19 protein-coding genes are annotated in these 22,392 nt (G+C 67.7%); 17 read left to right on the forward strand and 2 right to left on the reverse strand.

What is annotated here, in order from left to right; translation table 11 throughout:
- Nucleotides 1–41 precede the first annotated feature (41 nt).
- A complete protein-coding gene (locus tag C8K36_RS02055; RefSeq protein ID WP_181319322.1) occupies nt 42–1,652 on the reverse strand; it encodes an AMP-binding protein in 1,611 nt (536 codons plus the stop codon).
- 232 nt (nt 1,653–1,884) lie between these two features.
- Here C8K36_RS02055 and adh point away from each other — a divergent pair, with 232 nt between their 5' ends.
- The 9 genes from adh (at nt 1,885) to C8K36_RS02100 (ending at nt 11,820) form a co-directional block, all read left to right on the forward strand.
- Nucleotides 1,885–3,408: an aldehyde dehydrogenase gene (gene adh, locus C8K36_RS02060; RefSeq protein WP_107982779.1), complete on the forward strand. Its 1,524-nt coding sequence runs from the start codon at nt 1,885–1,887 to the stop codon at nt 3,406–3,408.
- 24 nt (nt 3,409–3,432) lie between these two features.
- Complete coding sequence (adhP, locus tag C8K36_RS02065; protein WP_107982780.1) at nt 3,433–4,458, forward strand: alcohol dehydrogenase AdhP; 1,026 nt, start codon at nt 3,433–3,435, stop codon at nt 4,456–4,458.
- Nucleotides 4,455–4,985, forward strand: coding sequence for a DUF779 domain-containing protein (locus C8K36_RS02070; RefSeq protein ID WP_107982781.1), 531 nt, complete (start codon nt 4,455–4,457; stop codon nt 4,983–4,985). Before adhP ends, C8K36_RS02070 begins: the two co-directional genes overlap by 4 nt.
- Before the next feature lie 75 nt (nt 4,986–5,060).
- On the forward strand, nt 5,061–5,621 hold the full coding sequence (locus C8K36_RS02075; RefSeq protein WP_107982782.1) for a hypothetical protein: 561 nt from the start codon (nt 5,061–5,063) through the stop codon (nt 5,619–5,621).
- A 60-nt stretch (nt 5,622–5,681) separates the two neighbouring features.
- A complete protein-coding gene (locus tag C8K36_RS02080) occupies nt 5,682–6,341 on the forward strand; it encodes a YoaK family protein (protein WP_107982783.1) in 660 nt (219 codons plus the stop codon).
- Between the two features lie 141 nt (nt 6,342–6,482).
- Nucleotides 6,483–8,168, forward strand: a complete 1,686-nt coding sequence (locus tag C8K36_RS02085) for an AMP-binding protein (protein ID WP_107982784.1) — start codon at nt 6,483–6,485, stop codon at nt 8,166–8,168.
- A 29-nt stretch (nt 8,169–8,197) separates the two neighbouring features.
- The gene (locus C8K36_RS02090; protein ID WP_258194686.1) at nt 8,198–9,838 is read left to right on the forward strand and encodes a sigma-54-dependent Fis family transcriptional regulator; all 1,641 of its coding nucleotides are present in this window, start codon (nt 8,198–8,200) and stop codon (nt 9,836–9,838) included.
- 98 nt (nt 9,839–9,936) lie between these two features.
- Nucleotides 9,937–11,430, forward strand: coding sequence for an aldehyde dehydrogenase family protein (locus tag C8K36_RS02095; RefSeq protein WP_107982785.1), 1,494 nt, complete (start codon nt 9,937–9,939; stop codon nt 11,428–11,430).
- 126 nt (nt 11,431–11,556) lie between these two features.
- A complete protein-coding gene (locus C8K36_RS02100) occupies nt 11,557–11,820 on the forward strand; it encodes a GlsB/YeaQ/YmgE family stress response membrane protein (RefSeq protein ID WP_107983697.1) in 264 nt (87 codons plus the stop codon).
- A 1-nt stretch (nt 11,821) separates the two neighbouring features.
- Here the strand turns inward: C8K36_RS02100 and C8K36_RS02105 are convergent, their stop codons facing one another.
- Nucleotides 11,822–12,451 carry a TetR/AcrR family transcriptional regulator gene (locus tag C8K36_RS02105; RefSeq protein ID WP_107982786.1) on the reverse strand — a complete coding sequence of 210 codons (630 nt, stop codon included), beginning with the start codon at nt 12,449–12,451 and terminating at the stop codon, nt 11,822–11,824.
- Between the two features lie 118 nt (nt 12,452–12,569).
- Here C8K36_RS02105 and C8K36_RS02110 point away from each other — a divergent pair, with 118 nt between their 5' ends.
- From C8K36_RS02110 to C8K36_RS02145, 8 genes are all read left to right on the forward strand, one after another.
- Nucleotides 12,570–14,150, forward strand: a complete 1,581-nt coding sequence (locus tag C8K36_RS02110) for a carboxyl transferase domain-containing protein (RefSeq protein ID WP_107982787.1) — start codon at nt 12,570–12,572, stop codon at nt 14,148–14,150.
- 8 nt (nt 14,151–14,158) lie between these two features.
- Nucleotides 14,159–16,183 (forward strand): acetyl-CoA carboxylase biotin carboxylase subunit, encoded by a 2,025-nt coding sequence (locus C8K36_RS02115; protein WP_107982788.1) that lies wholly within the window; start codon nt 14,159–14,161, stop codon nt 16,181–16,183.
- A complete protein-coding gene (locus tag C8K36_RS02120; protein ID WP_107982789.1) occupies nt 16,180–17,343 on the forward strand; it encodes an acyl-CoA dehydrogenase family protein in 1,164 nt (387 codons plus the stop codon). The genes C8K36_RS02115 and C8K36_RS02120 overlap by 4 nt, the downstream gene beginning before the upstream one ends.
- Before the next feature lie 3 nt (nt 17,344–17,346).
- On the forward strand, nt 17,347–17,820 hold the full coding sequence (locus C8K36_RS02125) for a MaoC family dehydratase (protein WP_107982790.1): 474 nt from the start codon (nt 17,347–17,349) through the stop codon (nt 17,818–17,820).
- Nucleotides 17,817–18,674 carry an HpcH/HpaI aldolase/citrate lyase family protein gene (locus C8K36_RS02130; RefSeq protein ID WP_107982791.1) on the forward strand — a complete coding sequence of 286 codons (858 nt, stop codon included), beginning with the start codon at nt 17,817–17,819 and terminating at the stop codon, nt 18,672–18,674. The genes C8K36_RS02125 and C8K36_RS02130 overlap by 4 nt, the downstream gene beginning before the upstream one ends.
- Before the next feature lie 4 nt (nt 18,675–18,678).
- Entirely contained in the window at nt 18,679–20,640 is a 1,962-nt protein-coding gene (locus C8K36_RS02135; RefSeq protein WP_107982792.1) for an acetoacetate--CoA ligase, read from the forward strand.
- Nucleotides 20,641–20,801: 161 nt separating this feature from the next.
- Nucleotides 20,802–21,557 (forward strand): FadR/GntR family transcriptional regulator, encoded by a 756-nt coding sequence (locus tag C8K36_RS02140; RefSeq protein WP_107983698.1) that lies wholly within the window; start codon nt 20,802–20,804, stop codon nt 21,555–21,557.
- Nucleotides 21,558–21,622: 65 nt separating this feature from the next.
- The gene (locus C8K36_RS02145) at nt 21,623–22,039 is read left to right on the forward strand and encodes a PPOX class F420-dependent oxidoreductase (RefSeq protein ID WP_107983699.1); all 417 of its coding nucleotides are present in this window, start codon (nt 21,623–21,625) and stop codon (nt 22,037–22,039) included.
- Nucleotides 22,040–22,392 lie beyond the last annotated feature (353 nt).

Raw genomic sequence — 22,392 nt, forward strand, 5'->3', positions numbered from 1 at the left:
GCGGCCGGGCATCCCCGGCCGCACGTGCTCGCGTGATCGGGCTAGCTCGACGCCGCGACGTCGGTGGCCCACCGGTAGTCGGCCTTGCCGGCCGGGGTCCGCTTGACCTCGTCCACGACGACGACGGCGCGCGGCACCTTGTATCCGGCGAGCGTCTTGCGGCAGTGCTCCTGGACGCCGTCGAGCGTGAGTTCCTGCGCGTCCGGGTACACCGCGATGACGGCCGCGACCCGCTGGCCCATCCGCTCGTCGGGCACGGGCACGACGAGGGCGTCGGAGATCGACGGATGCGCGTGCAGTGCCGCCTCGACCTCCTCCGCGAAGACCTTCTCGCCGCCGGTGTTGATGCACTGCGATCCGCGGCCGAGGAAGACGATGGTGCCGTCCGCGTCGATCGTGCCCATGTCGCCGAGTACCGAGATGCGCGTGCCGTCGGCGCGGGTGGGGAAGGTGCGGGCGGTCTTCTCCTCGTCCCGGTAGTAGCCGAGCGGGACGTTGCCGATCCGCGCGATGTAGCCGATCTCGTCGGAGCCCGCGGGAATCTGCTCGAGCCGCTCGTCGACCAGGATCAGGTTGGGCGACGGGGGCATGCGCAGGTTGCCGTTCTCGTCGATCGTGAACGCGCCGTCGTTGCCGGACTCCGATGCGCCGAAGTTGTCGCGCAGCAACAGTTCCGGCTTGACCGCGAGCATCCGCTCGCGCACGCTCAGCGACCAGATCGCGCCGCCCGACGTGATCGAGAACAGCGAGCTGAGGTCCACCTCTCCCTTGCGGCGTTCCATCTCGTCGACCAGCGGCAGGCCCATGCCGTCGCCGACGATGAGGATCACCTGGAGCTTCTCCTTCTCGATGCCCTCGACCACCTTCACCGGATCGAAGTCGCGCATGACCACGAGGCGGGCGCCGAGCGTGAAGAAGGTGAACAGCGAGTACGACGCGGCCCCGTGCATCAGCGGCGCCGCGATCAGGAACGTCATGTCGGGGAATTCCTTGGCCGCGGCCGCGACCTCCGCAAGATCCTTGCGGGCTTCCTCGCCGTAGGGGTTGCCGCCGGAGAGGGGCTTGCGGAAGAAGTCGTCGTGGCGCCACATGACGCCCTTGGGGTAGCCGGTGGTGCCCCCGGTGTAGAGCACGTACAGGTCGTCACCCGACCGGGCGGGGAAATCGGTGGCATCCGAGTGGGCCTGGGAATCGGCGAACGGCAGTACGGTCACCGACCGTGCTTGTGCCGCGGTCAGCAGCTCCTGCTCCGGTTCGCCGACGACGATCACTGTCCGGACCAGCGGGCAGTTGTCGAGGAGGCCGGCCAGGGTGCGCTGATGCTCGGGCAGTTCGACCACCACGGCGACCGAGTCCGAGTTGGTGAAGATGTACTCGAGTTCGGAGGGGGTGTATCGGTAGTTCACGTTGATCGGGACCGCGCGGATCTTGAGGATCCCCAGGAGCGACGTCACGTGCTCGACGCTGTTCTTCAGGAAAAGCGCCACGTGCTCTCCCGGCGCCACCCCGGCCTCGGAGAGGAAGTGCGCAACCTTGTTCGCTTCCGCGTTCAGGTTCGCATACGACAGGTGCTGTCCCTCGTACGTCAGCGCGATGCGGTCGGGCACGGCTCCCGCGACGGTCTCGAAGATATCGGCCAGGTTGAACTGCATCGACATTCCTTCCAGAGCAACGACTCATCCGGTGGAACACGTTCCACCTCTGATCCGCACCCTAGCCAGTCGAATGCCGGTTTCGGGACGAATTCGGACATCCGCCGAACTGGGGGACGGGTGCGTCGTCGCCCAGTTGTGACCACTTCGGCCCCGCAATCGCAACGTTCGCCTGTTTACGTCCTGTGTCACACCCCGAACGCGGTATTTCCCTCACCGACAGGAGTCTCCGATGAGCGTGTACGCCCGCCCCGGTTCGCCCGACGCCCTGATGTCCTTCGAATCGCGCTACGACAACTGGATTGGCGGGGAGTGGGTGGCTCCGGTCAAGGGACAGTACTTCGAGAACCCGACGCCGATCACCGGGCAACCGTTCTGCGAGGTCGCGCGGTCGACGGGCGAGGACATCGAACTCGCGCTCGACGCCGCCCACGCCGCGGCGCCGGCGTGGGGCACGACGCCGGTCGCGGAGCGCGCGCTGATCCTGAACAGGATCGCCGACCGGATCGAGGCGAACCTCGAGCAGATCGCGCTCGCCGAGTCCTGGGACAACGGCAAGCCGATCCGCGAGACGTCGAACGCGGATATCCCACTCGCGGTCGACCATTTCCGCTACTTCGCGGGGGCGATCCGCGCGCAGGAGGGCTCGCTGTCCGAGATCAACTCCGACACGGTCGCCTACCACTTCCACGAGCCGCTCGGCGTCGTCGGACAGATCATCCCGTGGAACTTCCCGATCCTGATGGCGACGTGGAAGCTCGCGCCCGCGCTGGCCGCCGGCAACGCCGTCGTACTCAAGCCTGCCGAGCAGACCCCGGCGTCGATCCTGTTCCTGTTCTCGCTCATCGGTGATCTGTTGCCGCCGGGCGTGGTCAACATCGTCAACGGGTTCGGCACGGAGGCGGGCAAGCCGCTCGCGTCGAGCCCGCGGATCAAGAAGATCGCGTTCACGGGTGAGACCACCACCGGCCGGCTGATCATGCAGTACGCGTCGCAGAACCTGATCCCGGTCACGCTGGAGTTGGGTGGCAAGAGCCCCAACGTCTTCTTCTCCGACGTTCTCGCTGCGAACGACGACTTCCAGGACAAGGCGCTCGAGGGTTTCACGATGTTCGCGCTCAACCAGGGCGAAGTGTGCACGTGCCCGTCGCGTGCGCTGATCCAGCGAGACATCTTCGACGACTTCCTGGCCCTCGCAGCGGTGCGGACCAAGGCCGTTCGGCAGGGTGATCCACTCGACACCGACACGATGATCGGCGCGCAGGCGTCGAACGATCAGCTCGAGAAGATCCTGTCGTACATCGAGATCGGGAAGAACGAGGGTGCACGGGTCATCACGGGCGGCCAGCGGGCCGAACTCGGCGGTGACCTGTCCGAGGGGTACTTCGTTCAGCCGACGATCTTCACGGGTACCAACGACATGAGGATCTTCCAGGAGGAGATCTTCGGTCCGGTTGTCTCCGTGACGTCCTTCGCCGACTACGACGAGGCCATCGCGATCGCGAACGACACCCTCTACGGGCTCGGGGCCGGGGTCTGGTCCCGCGACGGCAGCGTCGCCTACCGGGCCGGACGCGACATTCAGGCCGGCCGGGTGTGGACCAATACGTACCACCAGTACCCGGCGCACGCGGCGTTCGGCGGCTACAAGCAGTCCGGCATCGGCCGCGAGAACCACCACATGATGCTCGACCACTACCAGCAGACGAAGAACCTGCTCGTCAGCTACGCGCCCAAGGCCCAGGGCTTCTTCTGATCGCCCCCCGAAGTGGAGGTTCGTATGACCGAGACGATGAAGGCTGCGGTTGTCCGCGAGTTCGGCAAGCCCCTCTCCATCGAGGACGTGCCCATTCCGAGACCGGGCCGCGATCAGGCGCTCGTGAAGGTGCGCTCGAGCGGTGTCTGCCACACGGATCTGCATGCGGCCAAGGGGGATTGGCCCGTCAAGCCGACGCCCCCGTTCATCCCCGGACACGAGGGCTTCGGCGAGGTGGTCCAGGTAGGGGAGGGCGTCACCGAACTCGCGCTGGGCGACCTCGTGGGCAACGCATGGCTGTGGTCGGCGTGTCTCGAATGCCGGTACTGCCGCACCGGATGGGAGACGCTGTGCGAGAAGCAGATCAACGGCGGCTACAGCGTCGACGGCTCGTTCGCCGAGTACATGCTCGTCGATTCCCGGTTCGCCGCCCGGGTTCCGAAGGGCGCCGATCCGATCGAGGTCGCGCCCGTCCTGTGCGCCGGGATCACCGTCTACAAGGGCCTGAAGGTCAGTGACGTCACCCCGGGGCAGTGGGTGACGATCTCGGGCATCGGTGGGCTCGGCCACGTCGCGGTGCAGTACGCCACCGCGATGGGACTGCGCGTCGCCGCGGTCGACGTCGCCGACTCCAAACTCGCGCTTGCAGCCCGTTACGGCGCCGAACTCCTCGTCAACGCCTACGAGGAGGATCCGGTCGAGAAGATCAGGCAGGCGACCGGGGGCACCGACGCGGTGCTGGTGACCGCGGTCAATCCGGCGGCGTTCGGGCAGGCGATCGGCATGGTCCGACGCGGCGGCACCGTCACGTTCATGGGCCTGCCGCCCGGAGAGTTCCCGACGCCGATCTTCGAGACTGTCCTGAACGGGTTGACCCTGCGTGGGTCGATCGTCGGAACCCGTCAGGACATGGTCGAGGCACTCGACTTCTACGCGCGCGGCACGATCCACCCGACCGTCCACACGCGCCGCCTGGAGGACATCAACGACATCTTCGACGAGCTCGAGCGCGGCATGATCGACGGCCGTGTCGTTCTGGACTTCGCATGAGCGCCGCCCCGCCGCGGGCGGTGGTCACGGCACTCGCGGCGTCGCTGCTCCGGCACCTCGCCGACGTCCACGGACCGCTCATGCTGCACCAGTCGGGTGGCTGCTGCGACGGCTCCGCCCCGATGTGCTTTCCGTTGGGGGAGTTCGTCGTCGGCGATCGTGATGTCCTGCTCGGCGTGTTCGATCTCAGTTTGGGTGTGGGGGAGGTCGGCGTCTCGCAGCCACAGGACGACGACGCCGTGCCGCTGTGGATCTCCGGCCCGCAGTTCGACGCGTGGAAGCACACGCAACTGGTGCTCGACGTGGTTCCCGGCCGCGGGGCGGGGTTCAGTCTCGAAGCACCCGAGGGTGTGCGACTGCTCAGTCGCGGCCGGGTGTTCGACGCCGCCGAACTCGCGACACTCGAGGGTGAGGTGCCGGTCCTCGGTGGAGACTGGGAGCGAGGTGTCCGCCCGGCACCGGCCGCGCTCCCTCGCGTCGTGGCGGAAGCCGCCGACGCCTGCCCGACGCCCGGCCCCAGGCCGTGACCCGGCCATGACCCGGCACGGTTCCTCGAGCGGTAGGTTTCCTGTCGGACCTATCGCACACATGAGGAGAACACGATGGCCTTCGCGGGCAACGTCGACGAATTGGCACTGCTGCAGACGATCCGGTTGAAGGGGCAGGTGACGGCCGGCGTCCTCGCCGCGCAACTCGGGGTATCCGCAGCATCCGCGGAGGCGGCGCGCGACGCGCTGCTCGCGCAGGGCAAGGCCGCGGAGACCGGCGACGGGGCGTTCGCGCTGACCGCTGCCGGTGTCGCCGAGCTCGGTGACCAGCTCGACGCCGAGCGCGTGTCGATCGACGAGGACTCGATCGCCGAGATCCACGAGCGCTTCCTCGAGCTCGACGGGCCGTTGCGTGAACTGGTTGCGGCCGAGGCCGATGTCGAGGCGCTCGCGGCCCTCGACACCAAGGCGCAGGACGTCCTCGACGACGTGTCCGCGTTCGTCCCGCGCCTGTCGCGTTACCAGGATCTGTTCGCGGAGGCGCTGCGGAAGGCGCGGTCCGGGGAGCGCGAGTGGATCGCGGCCCCGGAGATCGCCTCGTACGCGACGGTGTGGGGCGAGATCGCGCTCGAACTGCGCGGCGCCTGCGGCCTCGACGAGAACGCGGCTGCCTGACCGTTCGACCGAGGACCGAACCCACCCGGGCAGTGCCCGGGTGGGTTTATCGTCTGAGGTGTGGTCGTCCACTACCCCCGGGGCGTGCTCGTCGTTGCGGTGTTTCTTTCCGGCCTGGCCGGATTCGTGGACGCAATGGGCTTCATCACGCTCGGGGGCTTCTTCGTCTCCTTCATGAGCGGTAACTCCACCAAGCTGGCCGTTTCTGCCGCCGACGGCCTGGTGACGACGGCACTGACGGGTGCTGGGGTCGTCGCGCTTTTCGTCGTCGGCGTCATGATCGGATCGGTGACCGGCCGTCGATTCGGCGACCGACACCGCCCCGCCGTCCTGACGCTCGTGACGTCGCTGTTGGTTCTCGCCGCGCTCGCACACCTCCTCGGATGGACCCCGGTGGCGATCTCGCTGATGGTCACCGCGATGGGTGCCGAGAACACCACGTTCGAGCGCGAGGGCGAGGTGAGCATCAGCCTCACCTACATGACCGGGACCCTGGTCAAGATGGGTCAACGCCTGGTCACCGCACTGTCGGGCGGCGAGCGGTGGGGCTGGATCCGGCATTTCCTGCTGTGGGTGGCGATGCTCGTCGGGGCGTTCCTCGGAGCGACCGCGTATCGCTTCGTCGGTCTGGATGCGCTGTGGTTCGCGGCCTTGTGGGGATTCGCGCTCACGCTCGCGATCGCGCAGATGCCGCCCGCCACCACCCACCGGCTCCCGTAAAGGCGGTCGAACTCCGAACAGTTGTCGCGAGCCTCGATCGTCGACTATGTCCTACATCACACTCGAGCGAGTACGTTGGGTTCGCTTGCACCGCCGGGCTTCCCCCGTGCGTGTCGAGTCGGCGACCGGAGAGGAAACGCGATGCCCACAACTTCACTGCCGGAATCCCTGCCGAGCTACGCGTCGGGCGCGGCGGACGCGCCCATGCTCGGCGACACGATCGGCGACAACTTCGACCGCACCGTCGCCGCACACGGTGACCGCCTCGCACTGGTCGACCGAGGGTCCGGGCGACGACGGACGTATACCGAACTGGCCGCAGACGTGAACACGCTCGCCGCCGGGTTGTTCGGGGCCGGGATCGCGAAGGGCGACCGCGTCGGGATCTGGGCGCCCAACTGTGCCGAGTGGACGGTGGTGCAGTACGCCACCGCGAAGGTGGGCGCGATCCTCGTCAACATCAACCCGGCCTACCGTTCTCACGAACTGCGGTACGTGCTGAACCAGGCGGGCATCGGCACGCTGATCGCCGCGCCGTCGTTCCGGGCGTCCGACTACGCGGCGATGATCGACCAGGTGCTGCCGGAGTGCGCGACGCTCGAACGGGTGGTGCTGCTGGGGTCACCCGAATGGAACCGACTGCTCGCCGACGGGCGGGCCGCCCTCGCAGAGGATCAGGACGTGCTGGTGCGGGCACAGGCAGCGCTTTCCGCGGACGACCCGATCAACATCCAGTACACGTCCGGGACAACAGGATTCCCGAAGGGTGCGACGCTCAGTCACCACAACATCCTCAACAACGGATACTTCGTCGGTGAACTGTGCGGATACTCCGAGCAGGACCGGGTGTGCATCCCGGTGCCCTTTTACCACTGCTTCGGCATGGTGATGGGCAACCTCGCGTGCACCAGCCACGGCGCCGCGATGGTCATCCCAGGACCGGCGTTCGAGCCCGGAGCGACCCTGGCGGCAGTGGAGGCCGAGAAGTGCACGTCGCTGTACGGGGTGCCGACGATGTTCATCGCCGAACTCGCCGACCCGGACTTCGAGAGTTACGACCTGTCGAGCCTGCGGACCGGCATCATGGCCGGCTCGCCGTGTCCGGTCGAGGTGATGAAGCAGGTCATCGAGCGGATGGGCATGACGGAGGTGTCGATCTGCTACGGCATGACGGAGACGTCGCCGGTGTCGTTGCAGACCCGCCGCAACGACAGCGTCGACCATCGGGTCGCCACGGTGGGCCGCGTCGGACCGCACCTCGAGGTGAAGATCGTCGACCCCGCGACGGGGCTGACGGTGCCACGCGGCGAACCGGGTGAGCTCTGCACGCGGGGGTACTCGGTGATGTTGGGGTACTGGGACGGTTCCGAGAAGACGGCAGGAGCGGAGCCCGCGGAGCGACCGTACAAGCTGGAGACGATCGATGCCGCGCGGTGGATGCACACCGGCGACATCGGGGTGATGGACGCGAACGGCTACGTCGCGATCACGGGCCGGATCAAGGACGTGGTGATCCGTGGCGGCGAGAATGTCTACCCGCGGGAGATCGAGGAGTTCCTCTACACCCATCCGGATATCCTCGACGCTCAGGTGATCGGTGTTCCCGATCCGAAATACGGCGAGGAACTCATGGTGTGGATCCGGATGCGTGAGGGGGCAGGGCCGCTCGACGCGGACAAGGTGCGGGAGTTCTGTGCCGGTCGGCTCGCGCACTACAAGATTCCGCGGTACGTGCACGTCGTCGACGAGTTTCCGATGACGGTCACCGGGAAGGTTCGCAAGGTCGAGATGCGCGAGAGGTCGCTCGAGCTGATCGAGCACGCCTGATCGAGTACGCCTGATCGAAGGAGGCAGTAGTGGAGTACGGTCTGCGGCCGGAGATCGAGCTGTCCTGGAAGCGTTCTCAGCTCAGCGGAATCGACCCGGCGCGGGTGCCCGAACCGATGCTGATCGATCCGTCCGACGCGGCGGGACGTCTGCTGCGCGCGGCCGGTCCGGTTCTCGACGAGCTCAGCGTGCAGTTGTCGGGAACGGGTTGCGGAATCCTGCTCGTGGACAGGGACTGTCGTGTCGTGTCCCGCGTGTTCGACTCTCGTCCGCTGAGACTCGCGATGGAGGGTGTCGGTGTGCTGCCCGGGGTCGCCCTCAGTGAGGAGAACTACGGTACGAACGCATTGGGCACGCCGCTCGAGGTGCGCCAGGGTCTCGTCGTCCACCGCGACGAGCACTTCCTCGAATCGTTCCAGCAGTTCAGTTGCTACGGCCACCCCATCGTGCATCCGGTCACGCGCCGGATCGAGGGCATCCTCGACATCACGGCGACGGAGAAGACAGCGAACCCGCTGTTCGTGCCGTTCCTCGTGCGGGCAGTGCGGGACATCGAAGCTCGGCTCCTCGAGGGGGCGCGGGAATCGGATCGACGCGTGGTGGATGCCTTCCAGATCGCGGCCCGGCAGCGTGGCGTCGCGGTGGCCGCGATGGGGCAGGACATCATGCTCACCAACAAGGCGGCCGTCGAGCTGCTCGAACCGGGTGACCATGTGGCGCTGCGGGCACTCGCGGGCGACGTGCCTCCCGGTGAGTCGCGGACCCTGGACTTCACGCTGTCCGGGGGCGGGCACGCCGGTCTGCGCATTGCGCGGGTGGCCGGCGCCGAGAGCGGTGTCCTGTTTCTGCTCGACGCCGACGGCGCCCGGCAGCCCGTGCGGCGCAGGGTCACCCCGCAGGGCGCGACGTCCCGCCTGCGTGCTCGCCTGAACGAGTTGCGGTCCACCGCGGGTGCCCTCGCGATCGTCGGAGAGTCGGGCAGCGGACGTGCCTGGGCCGCGCGCGAGTACGCGGCGGGGCCGATCGTGACGTTGGACGCCGCGCATGTCGTGGCGGAGGGTGAACGGGACTGGTGTGCCCGCTTGCTCGGGCACGTCGGGACCGCTCCGGAGCACATCCTGGTCGAACACGTGCACCTCGCGCCCGACGCCGTAATCGCCCTGCTCGCGTCGGTGGCTGCGCGTGCCGGCGGGCCACGGCTGGTGTTCACCTCCGATCCGCTCGACACCGTCCGCCCCGCGGTACGCGATCTGCTCGCCCGCTGCGGTGCGCAGGTGGCGGTACCTGCCCTGCGTCAACGAATCCGCGAACTGCCGTCGCTCGTCGCGGCCCTCGCGACCGAGATCGGCAGTGCCGGAATGCGGTTGGGTCCGAGCGCTCTGACGGCACTGTCCGAACACACGTGGCCGGGAAACCTCGTCGAACTGCGCGCGGTCCTCACGGGATTGCCCGACCGAGGCGGATCCGCGATCCGAGTCGAGGACCTGCCCGGCGAGTACCGCGCGTCGGGCCGGGTGGCTCGCCTCGGCGGCCGCGAACGCGCCGAGCGGGACGCGATCATCGAGGCATTGCAGGAGAGTCACGGCAACAAGGTGCATGCCGCGGCGCGGCTCGGTATCAGCCGCACGACCCTCTACAGCCGGATCCGCGCGTTGGACATCACCGTCTGACCGACACCGCTGTTCAAAGTTTGAACAGTTGACAGGCCGCTTCGGGGCGCACGATGGCTGTGTTGCGCTTCAAAGGCTGAACTTCAGGAGGTTCGGGCATGACGGTCGTTGTCGAGCAGATCGTGACACCGCGGGTGCGCGAGTTCCTCGCCGGCACCAAGCAGTTGTACATCGACGGTGAGTTCGTCGACGCGGTGTCCGGGCGCACGTTCGTCACACTCGATCCCGCGACCGGCGAACACCTCGCGGACGTCGCCCACGGCGAGTCGGCCGACATCGACCGCGCAGTCCGGGCCGCGCGCCGTGCCTTCGAGCCGTGGGCTGCGGTGAAGCCGAACGAGCGGGAACGCCTCATCTGGCGGGTCGGTGACCTGCTCACCGAGCGGGCCGCCGAGTTCGGTCAGCTCGAGTCGCTCGACAACGGCAAGTCCGCCGCCGTCGCGTCGTCGGTGGACACGGCCTGGGCCGCGGACGTGTTCCGCTACTACGCGGGCTGGGCCACCAAGATCGAAGGCAGCACCGTCAACGTGTCGATGCCGTTCGCGCCCGTCGGCGAGTTCCACGCCTACACGCTGCGCGAGCCCGTCGGGGTCTGCGGGTTGATCGTGCCGTGGAACTTCCCGCTGCTCATGGCGGCGCGGAAGCTTGCCCCGGCCCTCGCGGCCGGCAACACGGTGATCCTCAAGCCTGCCGAGCAGACACCGCTCACTGCCATCATGCTGGCCGAGGTGTTCGAGGAGGCCGGATTCCCGCCCGGCGTGGTCAACATCGTGCCGGGCTTCGGTGAGGCCGGCGCCGCGCTCGCGGCGCACGACGACGTCGACAAGATCGCGTTCACGGGTTCCGCCGAAGTGGGCAGGAAGATCGTCGACGCGGCCAAGGGCAATCTCAAGAGGGTCAGTCTCGAGCTCGGCGGCAAGAGTCCCAGCATCGTGTTCGCGGACGCCGACTTCGATGCGGCCGTGCAGGGTTCGCTCAATGCATGGCTGTTCAACCACGGTCAGTGCTGTGTCGGCGGCACCCGTCTGTATGTCGAGGACAGCATCTTCGAACGCTTCACCGAGGCCATCGCCGATGCTGCGAGCTACGTCAGACTAGGACCCGGACTCGACCCCACCGCCGAAATCGGCCCGCTGGTGTCGCAGGAACAGCTCGATCGGGTCACCGGTTACCTGGACGACGGCCTGTGCAACGGCGCCCGCGCGCTGACCGGCGGCAAGCGCTGGGGCGAGAGGGGCTACTTCGTCGAGCCGACCGTTCTGGTGGACGTGAAGCCGGAGTTCAGCGTCGTCCGCGAGGAGACCTTCGGACCCGTCGTCGCCGCGATGTCGTTCAACGCGGACGAGGGCATCGTCACCGCTGCCAACGACTCGATCTACGGTCTGGCTGCCGGCATCTGGACCCGGGACATCTCGAAGGCGCACCGCACCGCGCGAAGACTGAAGGCCGGTTCGGTGTGGATCAACCAGTACAACGGCTTCGACACCGCCATGCCGTTCGGTGGCTACAAGCAGTCCGGCTGGGGTCGGGAACTCGGTGCGTCGGGCATCGACGCCTTCACCCAGACGAAGGCCGTCAACGTCGCGCTCTGACCGGTGACGGACTCGCTCGCACAACGATTCGCGCAATCTTCTGCCCCGGCTCGGTCGAGGTCGTACCGTCGAGCCAGGGCGGAATCGTGTTCCGCGCATGGCGGGGGCGTAGGGAAGGAGCCCGTGATGGGCGAGATCATCGGCACGATCATCTTCGGCGCGGTCATCGGCGTCCTCGCCCGGCTGATCATTCCGGGCAAGCAGGCGATGGGCTGGATCATCACCGTCGTGATCGGCATCATCGGTGCCCTGCTCGGTTACTGGATCTGGGGCCTCATCAGCGACAAGGGAGACACGTCCGGAATCGACTGGTGGCGGTGGATCATCAGCATCGCGGCCGCGGCGATCCTGACGCTCGCATACACGTCGATCACCTCCAAGCGGACCTGACCTATCGGGCTCCGGTTGTGAGCGCGGCCAACGTCATTCGCCGCAGAACTTCACGCGTCACGTCCCCGTTCGTCGCCTCGACGGACGGGGACGCTGCGCTGTACGGGGTGGAGTTGATCAGGCCGAACGTCGCGTGTGCGGCGATGCGGGCGCGGGTAGCGTCCACAGCGGGGTCGAGCTGCTGCAGCACGCTCACCCAGATCTCGACGTATCGGCGCTGCGTCTGCCGGACACGGCGCCGGGCGTCGTCGGGGAGCGAGTGAAGGTCGCGATCCTGCACCCGGATCAGGTCGGGCTCGCCGAGCGCGAAGTCGAGGTGGAAGTCGACCAGTTCCTCGAGCGCCCGCTGAGGGTTCGAGACCCGCTCGGCGACGTCGGTGCCGCCCGCGAGCAGACGCTCGCTGATGTCGGTCAGCAACTCGACGAGCAGGGCGTCCTTGTTGGGGAAGTGCCGGTACACGGCCGGACCACTGATGCCGACCGCCGAGCCGAGATCCTCGAGACGGACACCCGGAAAGCCGCGCTCGGCGATCAGTCGCGCGGCGGCGCGGAGCAGGTCGCGGCGGCGGTCCGCCTTCGCCCGACTGCGCCTGCCGGGTGCCGTGCCCACTTCACCATCGACGTCGGTCATCGGTCATATTTTCCCGTTCGTGTGATCTGGACAACTCAGTTAATCACGCATAACCTGATTTCAGTTAGTCGAAATTAACCGAAGCTCATCGTATCCATCGACCTGCGAGGACGGTGACGTGACCACCGCTCGAACCGCATCAGCCACCTCCCATCGGGAGCAGCACATCGCGCTCGTGTCCGAGTTGCACGACAAGTTGGCTTCGGCAGCGCTCGGTGGCAGCGAGCGGTCGCGAGAGCGCCACATCGCTCGCGGCAAGCTGCTGCCGCGCGACCGCGTCGACGCCCTGCTCGATCCGGGAAGTCCGTTCCTCGAACTGGCCCCGCTCGCGGCGAACGGCATGTACGACGACGAGTGCCCCGGCGCCGGGGTGATCGGCGGCATCGGCCGGGTATCCGGCCGGGAGTGTGTGATCGTCGCGAACGACGCGACCGTCAAGGGTGGCACCTACTATCCGATGACGGTGAAGAAGCACCTGCGGGCGCAGGAGATCGCGCTGCAGAACAACCTGCCGTGCCTCTATCTCGTCGACTCCGGTGGGGCGTTCCTGCCGATGCAGGGCGAGGTGTTCCCGGATCGCGAGCACTTCGGGCGCATCTTCTTCAACCAGGCGACCATGAGTGCCAGAGGGATTCCCCAGATTGCGGCCGTCCTCGGGTCGTGCACCGCGGGCGGTGCGTACGTACCGGCGATGAGCGACGAGGCCGTGATCGTGCGCAACCAGGGAACGATCTTCCTCGGCGGCCCGCCACTGGTGAAGGCCGCGACCGGTGAGGTGGTCACGGCCGAGGAACTCGGCGGCGGCGACCTGCACTCCAAGATCTCCGGCGTCACCGACCACCTCGCCGACGACGATCGCGACGCGTTGCGCATCGTGCGGAACATCGTGTCGACGTTCGGTCCGCGGGCGCCGCGCCCGTGGGATGTGGCCGAGACGGTCGCGCCGGTCGCGGACCAGGACGAGCTGTACGACGTCGTCCCCACCGACCCGCGCATCCCGTACGACGTGCGCGAGGTGATCACGCGGATGGTCGACGGGGGCGTCGGCGGTGCCGGCAATGGTTCGAGCTTCCAGGAGTTCAAGGCCGAGTACGGCAAGACCCTCGTCACCGGCTTCGCTCGCATCCACGGCCACCCGGTCGGCATCGTCGCGAACAACGGCGTGTTGTTCGCCGAGTCCGCGATGAAGGGCGCCCACTTCATCGAGTTGTGCGACAAGCGCAGCATCCCGCTGTTGTTCCTGCAGAACATCACCGGCTTCATGGTCGGCCGCGAGTACGAGGCCGGTGGCATCGCCAAGCACGGCGCCAAGATGGTCACCGCGGTGGCGTGCGCGCGGGTGCCGAAGCTGACGGTGGTGATCGGCGGCTCGTACGGCGCGGGCAACTACTCGATGTGTGGGCGGGCGTACTCGCCGCGTTTCCTGTGGATGTGGCCCAACGCCCGCATCTCGGTGATGGGCGGCGAGCAGGCCGCGTCGGTGCTCGGTGCCGTCGGATCCGGTAAGGATTCAGGCCGGGATCCCGACGCGATCCGGGCCCAGTACGAGGCACAGGGCAATCCGTACTACTCGACCGCACGGCTGTGGGACGACGGTGTGATCGACCCTGCCGACACCAGAACCGTTGTCGGACTGGCGTTGTCTGCGTGTGCGAACGCACCACTCGAACCGGTCTCCTACGGCGTGTTCCGGATGTGAGGGCACACATGACGACGCAGTTCCAGACGATCCTGGTGGCCAATCGCGGCGAGATCGCGGTCCGGGTGATCCGTACCCTCCGGGAGATGGGCATCCGCTCGGTCGCGGTCTACAGCGAGGCCGACGCGGGTGCGCGGCACGTGCGTGAGGCCGACACCGCGGTGCTCATCGGACCCGCCGCGGCGCGCGAGAGCTATCTCGACATCGACCGAGTCCTCGACGCTGCGAAGCGCACCGGCGCGCAGGCGATCCATCCCGGGTACGGGTTCCTCTCCGAGAACACCGCTTTCGCGGCCGCGTGTGCGGACGCGTCCATCGTCTTTCTGGGCCCGTCGCCGCGGGCCATCGAGGTGATGGGCGACAAGATCACCGCGAAGAATGCGGTGGCAGCGTTCGGTGTTCCGGTGGTGCCGGGCATCGCGAGGCCCGGACTGTCCGACGCCGATCTGGTCGCGGCCGCCGACGACATCGGCTATCCGGTGCTGGTCAAACCGTCCGCCGGTGGTGGCGGCAAGGGCATGCGCCTCGTCGAGAACGCCGGAGACCTGTCCGCCGCGCTGGTCAGCGCGCGCCGCGAGGCAGCATCGTCGTTCGGCGACGACACGCTGTTCCTCGAGCGATTCGTGCTGCGACCCCGGCACATCGAGGTGCAGATCCTGGCCGATGCGCACGGCAACGTCGTGCATCTCGGCGAGCGGGAGTGCAGCCTGCAGCGCCGGCACCAGAAGGTGATCGAGGAAGCGCCGTCGCCGCTGCTCGACGCCGCGACCCGCGCCCGCATCGGCACCGCCGCCTGCGACACCGCTCGCAGCGTCGACTACACCGGGGCCGGGACGGTGGAGTTCATCGTGTCCGCGGACCGGCCCGACGAGTTCTTCTTCATGGAGATGAACACCCGCCTGCAGGTGGAGCACCCGGTCACCGAGATGGTGACGGGACTCGACCTGGTCGAGTGGCAAGTGCGGACCGCGGCCGGTGAGGTGCTCGGTTTCACGCAGGGCGATGTCACCCTCACCGGGCACGCGATCGAGGCCCGCGTGTATGCGGAGGACCCTGCTCGTGGCTTTCTGCCCACCGGCGGCACCGTGCTCGGTCTGCGTGAGCCGACCGGGACCGGGGTGCGCGTCGACTCCGGTTTGCGGCACGGCACGGTCGTCGGCAGCGACTACGACCCCATGCTCGCAAAGGTGATCGCACACGGCGACGACCGCGACGAGGCGCTGCGCCGGCTCGACCGCGCACTGGCCGACACCGCGGTGCTCGGTGTGGTCACCAACATCGGCTTCCTGCGGTTCCTGCTCACGGACGAGGACGTCCGTGCCGGACGACTCGACACCGGCCTGCTCGACCGCCGGGTCGGTGACTTCCACGCGGCCACCCCGACCGACGACGTCCTCGTCGCGGCGGCGGCGCACCACTGGATCGGGCTGTGGTCGGCGGCAACCTCGGACCCGTGGGACGCGCCCACCGGATGGCGGGCCGGTGGGGCCCGGCCCATCTCGTTCCGGGTGCGCTCGGGCGAGCGCACCGAGCACGTGCTGCTCGCCGGCATGCCCGACGATGGTGCCGTGCATATCGAGGGCGGCGAGAACCGCACGGTCGCAGCGCGACTCGACAACGGCACACTGGAAGTGGTGGTCGACGGCCGCCGCGACACCTACCGCGTCGCGGAGGACGACGGAACCCTGTGGCTGGCAGGGGGAGGCGGCACGTGGATCGTCTCGCAGTTGCGCGAGGCGAGTGTCCGCGACGACGATATCCACGCCGGCGAGGCAGAGCTGACCAGCCCCATGCCCGGCACCGTCATCTCCGTCCACGCCGCAACGGCGGACAGCGTCACCGCCGGTAGCGCCGTGGTGGTCGTCGAGGCCATGAAGATGGAGCACACCCTCACCGCGCCGATCGACGGCGTCGTCGAGATCCTCGTCTCCGTCGGCGATCAGGTCAAGGTCGACCAGCCGCTCGCGCGGGTCGGTCCCGCAACCGAATCCGAACAGTCACCCGAACTCTCGACGGAGGTTGCCGCGTCATGACCGACTACCTGTCCACCGGATCGCTGCCCGACGAGTACCGGCAGCTCGCGAAGACCGTCCAGGACTTCGCCCGGAACGTCGTGGCGCCCGTTTCCGCGGAACACGACGCCAACCACACCTTCCCGTACGAGGTGGTTGCCGGCATGGCCGACATGGGCCTGTTCGGGCTGCCGTTCCCCGAGGAGTACGGCGGCATGGGCGGCGACTATTTCGCGCTGTGCCTCGCCCTCGAGGAACTGGGCAAGATCGACCAGTCCGTCGCAATCACCCTCGAAGCCGGCGTCTCCCTCGGTGCGATGCCGATCTACCGCTTCGGCAACGAGGAGCAGAAGCAGGAGTGGCTGCCTCAGCTCACGAGCGGAAAGGCGCTGGCAGCATTCGGTCTCACCGAACCGGGTGCCGGCAGCGACGCGGGCGGCACCCGCACCACCGCCGAACTCGCCGACGGCGAATGGGTCGTCAACGGCAACAAGCAGTTCATCACCAACTCCGGCACCGATATCACCACGCTCGTCACGGTGACCGCGGTGACGGGCGCGACCGACAACGGCAAGAAGGAAATTTCCACCATCCTCGTGCCGACCTCCACCCGCGGGTTCACCGCCGAACCCGCATACGACAAGGTCGGATGGAATGCCTCCGACACCCATCCGCTGACGCTCCAGGACGTGCGCGTGCCCGAGGCGAATCTGCTCGGCACGCGCGGTCGCGGCTACGCGAACTTCCTCCGCATCCTGGACGAGGGCCGCATCGCGATCGCGGCTCTGTCGGTGGGCGCCGCGCAGGGTTGCGTCGACGAGTCCGTCCGGTACGCGAAGGAACGGGAGGCGTTCGGCCGTCCGATCGGCGCCAACCAGGCGATCGAATTCAAGATCGCGCGCATGGAGGTACGTGCCCACGTCGCGCGAACCGCGTACTACGACGCCGCGGCACTGATGTTGTCGGGCAAGCCGTTCAAGAAGCAGGCGTCGATCGCGAAACTCGTCGCGAGCGAGGCCGCGATGGACAATGCGCGCGATGCCACCCAGATCTTCGGTGGATACGGTTTCATGAACGAGTATCCGGTGGCCCGGCACTATCGCGACAGCAAGATCCTCGAGATCGGGGAGGGCACCACCGAGGTTCAGTTGATGCTCATTGCACGGGAACTGGGGGTCTGACGAGTGGTAGTGCGCAAGATCGTCCAGCGTGGGCTGTGGTTCGAGGAGTTCGAGACCGGCGTCGTGTACGCGCACAGGCCGGGACGCACCATCACCGAGGCCGACAATGTCCTGTTCACCACGCTCACCATGAACACGCAGGCACTGCACCTCGACGCCGCGTTCGCCGCGGAGACGCAGTTCGGTGAGCGCCTGGTCAATTCGATGTTCACGCTGTCCACGCTCGTCGGCCTGTCGGTGGCGCAGTTGACGCAGGGGACCATCGTCGCGAACCTCGGATTTTCCGAGATCGCGTTCCCCAAGCCGTTGTTCCACGGCGACACCTTCTACGCCGAGACCGTGGTGACCGATCTGCGCGAGTCCCGCAGCCGGCCGGGGGAGGGCATCGTGACGTTCGAGCACACCGGTCGCAATCAGCACGGCGACGTCGTGGCGACCGCGATCCGCAAGACGCTCGTGCGGAAGAAGCCGGCATGAGCGGTGGGCGGAGCATCGAGAGCATCTGGGCGGGAGTGATTCCCGGCCCCGCCTGGATGTTCTGCCCGGCCGACCGGCCCGAGCGCTTCGCGAAGGCCGCTTCCGTCGCGGACGTCGTCATTCTCGACCTCGAGGACGGCGTCGCGCCCGCAGACAGGGATGCCGCGCGCCGGGCACTGGTCGACGTCCCACTCGACCCGGATCACACCGTTGTCCGGGTCAACGCGCACGGTACCGACGACCACGCGCTCGACTGTGCCGCGCTGGACCGGACGCCGTACACCGCGGTGATGCTCCCCAAGTGCGAGTCCGTCGATCAGGTCCTCGATCTCGCACCGCTGTCGGTGATCGCGCTCGTCGAGTCGCCGCGCGGGGCGCTCGTGATCGACGAGGCCGCGCAGGCCGAGAACGCCGTCGGAGTCATGTGGGGTGCCGAGGATCTCGTCGCAGCGCTGGGAGGTACGTCGAGCCGGAACGCGACCGGCGCCTATCGGGATGTCGCAAGGCACGTCCGGTCGGCCGCGCTGCTGGCAGCGAAGGCCGCCGGCAGGTTCGCGCTCGACTCGGTGTTCCTCGACATCCCGAACCTGGACGGACTCGCTACCGAGTGCGAGGATGCCGTCGCGGTCGGCTTCGATGCCAAGGTCGCGATCCACCCCAGTCAGATCGGCGTCATCCGGGATGCCTACGCGCCCACAGCCGAGCAGTTGGGTTGGGCCGAAAGGGTTCTCGCGGCGTCGACCCGGGAGCGAGGTGTGTTCGCGTTCGACGGCCGCATGGTGGACGCGCCGGTGCTACGGCACGCGGAAGAGATCGTTCGGCGCTCCGGCATCGGACGGCAGAGGGAGAGGTGACTGCGTGACGGGCGAGCAGACGACCGAGACCCGACCCCAGTGGGTACCGAGCGACGCGGACGTCGACGGTGCCCGGATCACCGACTTCGCGCGCTGGGTCGAGCGGCGTACCGGGTTGACGCTTCCCGACTACCGAGCCCTGTGGGAGTGGTCGGTCGACGACCTCGGAGCCTTCTGGCAGTCGGTGTGGGACTACTTCGACGTCGAGTCCGCGACGGATCCCGGCCCGGCTCTCGCTGTCGACACCATGCCCGGTGCGGTGTGGTTTCCGGATGCGCGCCTCAACTACGTCGAGCAGGTGGTGCGGAACGCGCGCGGCGACAGGCCCGCCGTCGTGTACGAGAACGAGGCCGGCGACCACGAGGCGATCGACTGGGCCGAACTCCTCCGGCAGACGGGTGCTCTCGCCGCGACCTTGCGGTCGTTGGGCGTCGAACCCGGCGATCGCGTCGTCGGCTACCTGCCCAACGTCCCCGAGGCGATCGTCGCGTTCCTCGCGACGGCGAGCCTCGGCGCTGTGTGGGCCGCGTGCGGGCAGGACTATTCCGCCCCCGCGGCACTCGACCGCCTCGGACAACTCGAGCCGACCGTGCTGATCGCCGCCGACGGCTACCGCTTCGGCGGCAGGGAACATCCCCGGACCGACGAGGTCGAGCGGTTGCGCGCCGGGATGCCCACGCTCGCCGCGACCGTTCTGGTCTCGCGACTGCGGAACGACGCCGTCGAGGGTGCACTGGGTTGGTTGCAGGCCACCGCCGGCGACGCCGCCCTCGAACCCGTCCCGGTGCCGTTCGACCACCCGCTGTGGATCGTCTTCTCGTCGGGCACCACGGGCCTTCCGAAGGGCATCGTGCACGGTCACGGCGGAGTCCTGCTCGAGCATCTGAAAGCCGTTGCGCTACAGATGGACATCGGTGCCGAGGACACGTTCTTCTGGTACACCAGTCCGAGTTGGATGATGTGGAACTTCCAGGTAGCCGGACTGCTGGCGGGCGCCACCATCGTCTGTTACGACGGCAGTCCGGCCTATCCGGCGCAGGATCGGTTGTGGGAGTCGGCGGCCCGACTCGGGGTCACCGTGCTCGGTACGAGCCCCGGTTACGTCCTCGCGTGTCAGAAGGCGGGCGTCGTCCCCGTGAAGGATCACGATCTGCGTGCGTTGCGCGCGGTCGGGATCACGGGGTCCACGCTGCCGGCGTCCTCGTCGTGGTGGCTGTCCGAGAACGTGGGCGCGCACGTCCCCGTCGTGTCCATCAGCGGCGGAACCGACGTCGTGTCGGCCTTCGTCGGGGGAGCGCGGATCACCGCGGTGTGGCCGGGGGAGTTGTCGGCGCCGTACCTCGGGGTCGCCCTCGACGCTTTCGACGAGTCGGGGCGCCCGGTCCGCGGTGACGTGGGGGAACTTGTCATCACGCGTCCGATCCCGTCGATGCCCGTCGGGTTCTGGAACGACCCGGACGGCGCCCGCTACCGCGCCAGCTACTTCGACACGTTCCCCGGCGTCTGGCGGCACGGCGACTGGATTTCGATCACGGCGCGAGGTGGGGTGGTGATGCACGGACGCTCGGACTCGACTCTCAACCGCAACGGCATCCGGATGGGGAGTGCGGACATCTACCAGGCGGTCGAGCGGCTACCGGAGATCGCCGAGGCGCTTGTCATAGGCGCCGAAAGAAGTGACGGCGGTTACTGGATGCCGCTGTTCGTGGTTCTCGCCGATGGGTTCGAACTCGACGATGCTCTGCGCGAGCGGATCCGTGCGGCCATCCGTGAGCAGGTGTCTCCGCGGCACGTGCCGGACGAGATCGTCGCTGCTCCGGGGATTCCCCACACCCGCACCGGGAAGAAACTCGAGGTGCCGATCAAACGTCTGTTCCAGGGTGGTGACGCGGGGCGGGTGGTCGACCGGAGTGCTGTCGACGACCCGGGCCTGATCGACTGGTTTGCCCGATTCGGGACGCGGTGACGGGGTGGGGCTACTGATCGGTAGCATTGCTTCCACTCGTCGTTACTGACGGCATCGACCGATTGTGCCGTCGCGAGGGGAAGAAACAATTAAAGCCTTGTACTCTTCATCGGTACCGAGTCCTGGCGTCTGCCAGGACGGGAGCCGAGGAGATGGACAACGTGGCGGTCGGATCGAAGTCGACTGTGGTGCGGGTGCCCAAGGCGGGTGAGCTCGTCGCTGCGAATCTGCGTCGGCGCATCATCACCGGCGAACTCGGCGCGGGTGATCCGCTGCCGAACGAGTCGGTGCTCATGGAGCAGTTCGGTGTCTCGCGTCCCACCCTCCGTGAAGCGTTCCGGATCCTCGAATCCGAGTCGATCATCACGGTGCTCCGCGGCGCACGGGGTGGTGCCCGGGTCATGGCGCCGGACGCGTCCGTGGCCGCTCGCTACACCGGTCTGTTGCTGCAATACCAGGGAACGCCGCTGGTCGACGTCTATCGTGCGCGCGCCTCGCTCGAGGTGTCGGCGGTGGGCGTGCTGGCCGGCCCGGGCCATGCGGAGCAACTCGATCGTCTGGCCACGCTGATCGACGAGGGCGCCGCACTCGTGGACGATGCGGCAGCGTTCGCACACCACGACGTCCAGTTGCACCAGAGCCTGGTCGATCTGGCGGGGAACGAGACCCTCGCAGTGCTCGCGGGCATGCTCGTGCACATCATCGAGGCGCACAACGCACTGTTCATCGCGTCGCACGGGGACAAGCAGGACAAGCCGGCTGCTCGGGCGGCGCACCGCGCCTACACGAAATTGCTGGCCCATCTGCGCAGCGGTGACGCGATTGCGGCACAGGGCTTCTGGCGCAAGCATCTCGACGGGATCGAGAAGTACATGGTGGGCGACTCGGCAACGACTCTGGTCGAAGTCCTTTCCTGAAATGAGCCCGGTGCACTGCCGCCGACCCGCGTACTGTTCGACGGGTGAGCAGTCTGCGTGACAGTTTGCGTGACCCGGATGTGCGGGAGTTCCTGGCGCGGGGAACCCGAACGGGCAAGATCGGCTATCTCTCCGGCGACGGTCGACCGCTCGTCGTCCCGGTCTGGTTCGTACTCGATGGGGACGACGTGGTGTTCAACACGGGGGCGTCCACCGCCAAGGGACGTCACATTGCCCGGGATCCGCGAGTCACACTGTGCGTCGACCTCGAGGAACCGCCGTACGCGTTCGTGCAGATCCAGGGAGACGCCGCTGTGTCCTCCGATCCCGACGAGTTGTTGCGGGTCGCGACCGAGATCGGTCGCCGCTACATGGGGGAGGAGCGGGCGGAGGAGTTCGGGCGCCGCAACGGCGTGCCGGGAGAACTCGTGGTGAGGGTTCGTCCGACCAAGGTGATCGCTGCGCTCGACGTCACGGAGTGAACGTCTGACGAACAGTCCGGAAATGGGTTCTGGCGGGGTGACCCTGTAGATTGACCCGGTGTGCTCAACCCAGGTGAATCGGTGATCGACCGCAATAGGTGACCCCTCGGAAATGATCGGGGTTCGGCGAGTCTGCACGATTGCGATCCACGTGGTTGGCTGTCTCTCCCTGAACTCTGCGCCCGGCGTCGGCCGGCGCCCCCTGCTGTAACGAAGCAGGTCCGATCAGCAGATATATCCCGAGTGTGTGCGTTGTCGGCTGATCGTCCGGTCCCGTGTCGGGTGCGGCTGAACAGGATCATGTGTTGTGGTGTCCGCCTCGGGTCGCTCCGCGACGCGTGGGCGGGGGCGCG

The organism is Rhodococcus sp. OK519, assembly GCF_003051005.1.
Taxonomy (GTDB): domain Bacteria; phylum Actinomycetota; class Actinomycetes; order Mycobacteriales; family Mycobacteriaceae; genus Prescottella.